Raw genomic sequence first — 6,364 nt, forward strand, 5'->3', positions numbered from 1 at the left:
TCGAGGGCGTCGGCGGGGCGGGCGAGCAGCTCGACCGAGCGGAAGATCCCCGGGAGCCACCACTGGTCCTGGTCCTCGAGGTAGGAGGCGGCCGACCACTGGTGCACCCGGATCCCGAGGCGGTTGACCCCGGGCACGAGGAGGGCCGTCACGTCGAGCTCCGTGGTGAGGCGGCTGCCGGTGGTCCAGCCCGCCTCGACGCCGTTGACCCAGAACGTGGCGAGCCCCTCGATCCCGTCCGTGCGCAGCAGCACGCGCGCGGCGTCGGCGAACGACGCGGGCAGCTCGAAGGCCGCGCCGGCGCTCACCCGTGGGGTTCGCGTCGGGCACGTGCGGCGGGTCGATCGGGAACGGGTACTGCAGGTTCGTGTACGGCGGGGGCGCCGTGCCCGTGCAGCACCCAGTGGGAGGGCACGGGCAGCGTCGTCCAGCCGGCCGCGTCGAGGGCGGCGTCGTCGAGGGCGGGATCCGCCACCTCGGGCGGCCCGTCCGCCGGGTCGACGGGCGCCTCGGGCAGCAGCCGGAATCGCCAGTCGCCGTCGAGGGCGTGCACGGGCGCGTCGGTCGCGAACCGGGCGCGCGGCGGTAGCCGGTCCGCGGGATCCGGGGGCGACGTCGTCGAGGTGGGACATGCGGGTCCTTCCGGGCGGGGCGGGCGGGCGGATGCCGGGCGGGGCGGGTGCCGCGCGGTGTCGCGCGGATGCCGGGCGGTTCCGGCGGGTGACGTGCGGGGTCCGGCGGACGCGCTCAGGCGAGCGCGGCCAGCCCCGCCAGCAGCGCCGCGCGGTCGGCGACGACCGTCACGTCGGGGTGCCGCTGCAGGATCGACGCGGGCACCTCCTCGGTGACCGGCCCCGCGAGCGCGCGCGCGAGGGCGTCGGCCTTCGCGGCGCCCGACGCGACGAGCAGGATGCGCCGGGCCGACATGATCGTGGCGATGCCCTGCGTGATGGCGCGCGGACGGCACCCGCGCGGGGTCCCCGTCGAAGTACCGCGCGTTGTCGCGCCGGGTCGCGGCCGCGAGCTCCACCACGCGGGTCGTGCCGGTGGACGGCGAGCCCGGCTCGTTGAAGCCGAGGTGCCCGTTGGCGCCGATGCCCACGATCTGGAGGCCCGCGCCGCCGAGCGCGCGGATCCGCCGCTCGTGCTCGGCCGCGGCGGCGTCCGGGTCGGCGGCGGTCCCGTCGGGCACGACGACGCGCGCGTCGGGCACGCCCAGCGGCCCGGCGACGCGCGCCCGCACGAAGGAAGAGGCACGACTTCTCGGGTGCCCGGCCGGCAGCCCCACGTACTCGTCGAGCGCCACGAGCGCGATGCCCGCGACCGCGAGCGCGCCGTCCGCGTGCCGCCGGGGCGAGCTCCGCGTACAGCGGCTCGGGGCTCGACCCGGTGGCGACGCCGAGCACGCCCTGCGGGCTCACCGGCGAGGAAGGCCTGCACCACGTCGGCCGCCGCGGACCCCAGGGCGGCCCGGTCGTCCACGGCCCGGACGCGGGGCGCGCGCGTCGACGCGGCCGTCACTTCAGGGCGCCCTTCGCGATGTCGCCGATGAACTGCTTGGCGCCGATGAGGAACACGATGATGAGCGGGATCACCGCGAGCAGGGCGCCCGCCATGACCATGCCGTAGTCCTTGCCGCGGGCGCTGTTCAGCTGGCTCATCGCCACCTGCAGCGTCAGCGTGCCCGGGTCGTTGAGCACGATGAGCGGCCAGAGGTAGTCGTTCCACGCGGCGATGAAGGTGAAGATCCCGAGGAAGCCGAGGCCCGGCCGGATGAGCGGCAGGCACACCGTGAGGTACTGCCGGAAGAACCCGGCCCCGTCGATGCGGGCCGCGTCGATGAGCTCGTCGGGCACGCTCGAGACGATGAACTGCCGCAGCCAGAAGATGCCGAACGCGTTCGCGGCGGCGGGCACGATGAGCGCCTGCAGCTGGCCGACCCAGCCGAGGTTGATCATGGTCACGAACTGCGGGATCACCGACAGCTGCGCGGGCAGCATGAAGGTCACGAGCAGCAGCGCGAAGAGCGGGCGGCGGCCGGGGAACTCGTACTTCGCGAACGTGAACGCGGCGATCGAGTTCGAAGAACAGCACCAGCACCGTGATGGAGACGGCCACGATGACCGTGTTCATGAGCGACCCGCCGAAGTCGATCGTGCGGAACACCGCCTGGATGTTCTCCCACAGGTAGGGCCCGGGCACGAGCACCGGCGGCGACTTGTAGATGTCGCTCGTGGTGTTGCTCGCCATGACGACGAGCCAGTAGAGCGGGAACAGGCTTGACGATGGACCCCGCGAACAGGACCCCGTGCAGGATCACCCGACCGGGCGGCAGCTGGCGGCGCCCGGCGGGACGGCCGGTGCGCTCGTCGCGCGGGCGCCCGGAGGCCTGGTCGGCGATGCGGGCCGCGGCGGAGCCCGCCGCGTGGACGGTCGTGCTCATGCGCGGTGTCCCTTCCTACGTGCCGGGCGCCTTCGCGACCTTCTCCTTCTTCTCCGACCCGAGCCGGAAGCTGATGATGGAGAAGATCACCACGAGCAGGAAGACGCGCCACGCGATGGCGGCGCCGTAGCCGAAGCGGTTGTAGTTGAAGGCCTGCTGGTAGAAGTACAGGACGGTCGTGAGGCCGGCCTGGCCCGCGCCGCCCGAGTTCGGGTTGGTGGTGCTGGAGGAGGCCGTGAGGACCTGCGCCTCCGTGAAGCTCTGCAGGCCCGTGATGGTCGAGACCACCAGCACGAAGAGGATCGTGGGGCGCAGCAGCGGCAGCGTCACCGACCAGAAGGTGCGGATGGCGCCGGCGCCGTCGAGCTTGGCGGCCTCGTAGACCTCCGTGCCGATGGCCTGCATGCCGGCGAGGAAGATGATCGCGTTGTAGCCCGTCCACTGGTACGTGATGAGGACGGCGATGGTCACCTGGATCGCCCACGGCGTGGAGAGCCACGGCACGCCGTCGAGGCCGATCGCACGGAGGCCCGCGTTCACGAGCCCGAAGCTGTCGCCGAAGATGGAGCCGAAGAGCACGGCCATGGCGACCACCGAGGTCACGTTCGGCACGAAGTAGCTGATCTTGTAGAAGGTGCTGAGGCGCTTCGCCGAGTTGAGCATGGCGGCGACGACGACCGCGATGGCCATCATCGGGAACGTCGACAGCGCGAAGATGATCAGCGTGTTGCGGATCGACAGCCAGAAGGCTGGCGTCGGCCGCGAGGGCCTGGAAGTTGGCGAGCCCCACCCACTCCGCGGTGCCGAGCCCGTTCCAGTCCTGGAACGAGAGCACGAGCGAGTAGAGCGCCGGGAACAGCCCGAAGACGAGGAACAGCAGGAAGAACGGCGCGATGGCGACGTAGTACGGCCACGTGCGGCGGATGCCGCGGGTGCCGGCGGCCCCGCGGGAGCGCGCGGGGCCCGGGGCACCCGCGCCCGCCCGGGAGGACGCGCGCAGGCGCCCGCCCGGGCGGACGACGGTGGGGATCACTGCTTCGCGGTCTTCAGCGCGGCCTCGCCCGCGGCGACGGCGTCGGTCCACGCCTGCGCCGGGTCCTTGCCGAGCGACGTGACGTTCTGCAGCTCGGTGACGAACGCGGCCTGGACCTGGTTGTCGTAGGGGCTGACGTAGGCGGTGGGCATCTCGGCGGCGGCGTCGGCGAAGACCCCGACGGTGGACTGGCCGCCGAAGAACTCGTCGCCCTGCTGCAGCTCCGGGGAGTCGTAGGCGGCGGTGGCCGAGGGGAAGATGCCCTTGTCGGCGTACGCGGTGACCTGGTTGTCCTCGCTCAGCACGTCCTTGATGACCGCGAACGCGGCCTCCGGGTCCTTCGTGCCGGCGGGGATGGAGAGGAACGAGCCGCCGATGTTGGCGGGTCCCCCGGGCATGGGCGCCACGCGCCAGTCGCCGGACGTGTCCGCCGTCGCGCTCTTGAGGTCCGCCTGGTACCAGGAGGCGCCGAGGAGGGCGGGGAGGGATCCGTTGGTGATGGCGGATGCCCAGTCGGGGCTGCCGTCGGTCACGTTGGCCGTGAGGCCGTCCTGGTAGGCGAGCACCGCGCGGTCCCACGCCTCCTTGATCTCGGGGGCGTCGCCCGTGAAGTCGCCGGACTCGTCGACGAAGCGGGTGGTGCCCTGGCCGATGGACTTGGTGAACACGTCCGACGCGTCGACGAAGATCGCGCCGCCGGTCGCGTCCTTCAGCTTCTTGCCGAAGGCGAAGTAGTCGTCCCAGGTGGCGGTGGCCGCGGCCACCTCCTCGGGCTCGCTGGGGAGGCCGGCCGCGGCGAACACGTCGGCGCGGTAGTAGAGGGCGGTGGGGCCGATGTCGATGGGGAGGCCGATGAGGTCGCCGTCCTCCCGTCGTCGCCTCCTTGAGCTTCCACGCCGGGTACTGGTCGACGATGTCCTGCGCGCCCAGGTCGTCCAGGTTCTCGAAGAGGCCGTCCTCGCTGAGGAAGTACGGCATGTCCTCGCCCTTGACGCCCGTGACGGAGGGCAGGCCCGAGCGGCCCGTGAACGTCGTCACGAGCTTCTGCTTGAAGTCGCCGCCGATGGTCGAGACGTTGAGCGTGGTGCCGGGCACCACGTCCGGGAACGTGCCGAGCACCGTCTGGCTGAGGCCGTCCTGGCGAGAATCCACAGGTCGAGAGCTCGCCGCCGGCCGAGGATCCCGACGACGACGAGCAGGAGGCGAGGACCGGCGCGACGAGCGCGAGGGTCGCGACGCCGACGACGAGGCGCCGGGCACGGGTGCGGCGGGCGGGGTGGTGGGACATGGTGGTTCTCGTTATCGGTGGGGTGGGGCGGAGGGGCGGGCGGGGGGATCCGGGGTACGTGGGCGTCAGGCGAGGAGCCGGGCGCCGTCGGGGGTGGTCGAGGGCGTCGGCGAGGTAGTCGTAGCGGCCGGGCTCGGCGGCGTCGGGGCGGGCGCGCGGCCAGGGAACGAGCTCCGCGAGCCGCGGGGCGCCGGACGCGCCGCCGGGGCGGGTGACCGTGATCCCGGCCACCAGGCACGCGAAGTCGACGCGCTGGGTCAGCGTCCAGGGCGCGGCGGCGGAGGCGGCGAGCGCCGCCCCGAACACGTCGCCCGCACCGGTCGCGTCGATGGCGCGGACGGCGAGCGGCGGGCGCACGACCTCCTCTCCGCGGGCCGCGTCGACGGCGACGACGCCGTGCGACCCGGAGGTGACGACGCTGAGCGGCACGCGCGGGCGGCGAGCGCGCGGGCGGCGCCCACGGCGGAGTCGGCGCCCGTGTAGGCGGCGGCCTCGAGCTCGTTCGGCAGGAAGGCGTGGCGCTCGTCGAGCTGGTCGAGGATGGCGGGGTCCCAGCGCTCGGACGGGTCCCAGCCGACGTCGGCGTAGACGTCGGTGCCCGCGGCGGCGGCGCGGCCGACCCAGGAGCTGCGGTGCGGGTCGAGATGGACGAGCGCCGCGGCGGCCGCCGGCACGTCGCCGGGGATCAGCTCGTCGGAGCCGAGCGGGCACGGCACGCCGCCCGTGACGAGGGCCCGGTCGTCGTCGTAGCCGAGGGAGGCGGTGACGGGCAGCGCCCAGTGGTCGAGCGTCACGAGGTGGTCGAGCGCGATGCCCTCGGCGGCGAGGGCGCCAGCGGAGCCAGGTGGAGAAGGGATCCCGGCCGACGGCGGCGGCGATGGCGGTCGGCACGCCGAGGCGCGCGCCGGCGAGGGCGAAGTTGGCGATGCCGCCGGGGCCGTGGCCGAAGGACGACGTCCAGATCTCGTGGCCGGGCCGCGGGCCGCCCGGCAGCTCGCCGAACACGACGTCCGCGAACAGCTGGCCGACGACCAGCAGGCCGGCGGACCGCTCGGGGCGGGGTGCTGCGGACACTCGGGACCTCTGCTTCGTCGGGTGGCGCCGTGCGGGACGGCGAGCGGTGGGGGTCCGCCGACGGCGACGCTGCCGGCGGGACCGGGTCGACGGGAGCCGTCGACCGGTAGTGACGTTTCTAGCCCATGTGAGCACATGGATGGAAGACTTTGATTATTACAAGATTGTTTCTGCTCGATCCTGCGCGCTAATGTTGCCACTCCATGAGAGACGCCCGAGAGTTCGTGATCCTCGACCGACTGCGCGCCACCCGCAGCGCGACGGTCGCCGAGCTGGCTGAGGCCGCCGGCACGAGCGACGCGACCATCCGCCGCGACCTGGCGCGCCTCGACGAGCAGGGGGCGCTCCGCCGCACCCACGGCGGCGCCGTGCTCGTGGAGGCCGACGCGCCCTTCGCCGAGGTTGAAGCGGCGCACGAAAAACGCGAAAGCGTTTCACGATAAATGCGAAAACATCTCTTGACACTGCACGAGGAACGGTTAATAGTCAAGTTTTCGATAACCGTCTTAAGGAGATGAACATAACA

The 6,364-nt window shown here is 72.8% G+C and carries 6 protein-coding genes and 2 pseudogenes; 1 reads left to right on the top strand and 7 read right to left on the bottom strand.

What is annotated here, in order from left to right; all coding sequences use genetic code 11:
* Positions 1 to 74 precede the first annotated feature (74 nt).
* The 7 genes and pseudogenes from ACZ411_RS07365 to ACZ411_RS07395 form a co-directional block, all read right to left on the bottom strand.
* A pseudogene (locus tag ACZ411_RS07365) lies at positions 75 to 632 on the bottom strand (sugar-binding domain-containing protein); the annotation flags it as partial.
* A 115-nt stretch (positions 633 to 747) separates the two neighbouring features.
* Positions 748 to 927, bottom strand: coding sequence for a hypothetical protein (locus tag ACZ411_RS07370; protein WP_464169597.1), 180 nt, complete (start codon positions 925 to 927; stop codon positions 748 to 750).
* A gap of 590 nt (positions 928 to 1,517) precedes the next feature.
* Positions 1,518 to 2,009, bottom strand: a complete 492-nt coding sequence (locus ACZ411_RS07375; RefSeq protein ID WP_464169599.1) for a carbohydrate ABC transporter permease — start codon at positions 2,007 to 2,009, stop codon at positions 1,518 to 1,520.
* The gene (locus ACZ411_RS07380) at positions 2,006 to 2,443 is read right to left on the bottom strand and encodes a hypothetical protein (RefSeq protein ID WP_464169601.1); all 438 of its coding nucleotides are present in this window, start codon (positions 2,441 to 2,443) and stop codon (positions 2,006 to 2,008) included. The genes ACZ411_RS07375 and ACZ411_RS07380 overlap by 4 nt, the downstream gene beginning before the upstream one ends.
* A gap of 15 nt (positions 2,444 to 2,458) precedes the next feature.
* On the bottom strand, positions 2,459 to 3,136 hold the full coding sequence (locus ACZ411_RS07385) for a carbohydrate ABC transporter permease (protein WP_464169603.1): 678 nt from the start codon (positions 3,134 to 3,136) through the stop codon (positions 2,459 to 2,461).
* A gap of 336 nt (positions 3,137 to 3,472) precedes the next feature.
* Positions 3,473 to 4,330 carry an extracellular solute-binding protein gene (locus tag ACZ411_RS07390; RefSeq protein WP_464169627.1) on the bottom strand — a complete coding sequence of 286 codons (858 nt, stop codon included), beginning with the start codon at positions 4,328 to 4,330 and terminating at the stop codon, positions 3,473 to 3,475.
* A gap of 677 nt (positions 4,331 to 5,007) precedes the next feature.
* A pseudogene (locus ACZ411_RS07395) lies at positions 5,008 to 5,973 on the bottom strand (PfkB family carbohydrate kinase); the annotation flags it as partial.
* A gap of 68 nt (positions 5,974 to 6,041) precedes the next feature.
* Between ACZ411_RS07395 and ACZ411_RS07400 the strand changes: the two are divergent.
* A complete protein-coding gene (locus ACZ411_RS07400) occupies positions 6,042 to 6,281 on the top strand; it encodes a DeoR family transcriptional regulator (protein WP_464169605.1) in 240 nt (79 codons plus the stop codon).
* Positions 6,282 to 6,364 lie beyond the last annotated feature (83 nt).

Source organism: Clavibacter sp. AC415, from assembly GCF_979252985.1.

What these genes read in the sequence shown, in the direction of transcription:
- ACZ411_RS07400 (WP_464169605.1), top strand. Translation starts at nt 6,042, where the DNA reads ATGAGAGACGCCCGAGAGTTCGTGATCCTCGACCGACTGCGCGCCACC.
- ACZ411_RS07380 (WP_464169601.1), bottom strand. Translation starts at nt 2,443, where the DNA reads ATGAGCACGACCGTCCACGCGGCGGGCTCCGCCGCGGCCCGCATCGCC.
- ACZ411_RS07385 (WP_464169603.1), bottom strand. Translation starts at nt 3,136, where the DNA reads ATGATGGCCATCGCGGTCGTCGTCGCCGCCATGCTCAACTCGGCGAAG.
- ACZ411_RS07370 (WP_464169597.1), bottom strand. Translation starts at nt 927, where the DNA reads ATGTCGGCCCGGCGCATCCTGCTCGTCGCGTCGGGCGCCGCGAAGGCC.